This is a genomic window from Vibrio sp. 2033 (assembly GCF_033339735.1).
This window is the reverse complement of sequence record NZ_JAWOVC010000841.1, coordinates 1-518: the sequence shown is the minus strand read 5'-3', so window position 1 is coordinate 518 and position 518 is coordinate 1. Positions and strand designations below refer to the sequence as shown.

The 518-nt window shown below is 43.6% G+C and carries 1 protein-coding gene; it reads left to right on the top strand.

Annotated features, from left to right (window positions below):
- The first annotated feature begins 54 nt into the window (after positions 1 to 54).
- Entirely contained in the window at positions 55 to 456 is a 402-nt protein-coding gene (locus tag R7P74_RS29395; RefSeq protein WP_318124271.1) for a GFA family protein, read from the top strand.
- Positions 457 to 518: the final 62 nt, after the last annotated feature.

The window sequence follows — 518 nt, the reverse complement described above, 5'->3', positions numbered from 1 at the left end:
GGTGACGAGACCATCACCAACCTCACGTAGGTTCATAATAAAAAAGGGACTCAAATGGAAGTACTCAAAGGCTCATGTCTGTGTGGCAAGGTAAAACTCGAAGTGGCGGATGAATTCAAATACATGGGCAATTGCCATTGCTCTGAATGTCGAAAATTTACTGGCTCTGACTATTCATCGGCGGGCGGTATTGCTCTAGGTAAGTTGCTCATTATCCAAGGGAAAGAGGATATTCAAACTTATCAGAAAAGTGAAAATACCGAGCTATGTTTTTGTCGCCATTGCGGCTCAAGTTTGTATTCGAAAAAGAATAACGGAATCGTCAATATTCGCTTAGGTGTATTGGATGATGCCCCATCTCACAAACCAAGCTTTCATATTTTCGTGGCGTCAAAAGCGCCGTGGTTAGAAATAACCGACAACCTGACCCAGTTTGAGGCAGGGCCAAAACTTTAGAGAAAATCGGTTGTTATCGCGGGGCGCATATAAACGCCTCGCGGATTAAAATTCAACTGCAC

Coding starts and splice junctions, on each gene's coding strand:
- R7P74_RS29395 (WP_318124271.1), top strand. CDS start 55: ATGGAAGTACTCAAAGGCTCATGTCTGTGTGGCAAGGTAAAACTCGAA.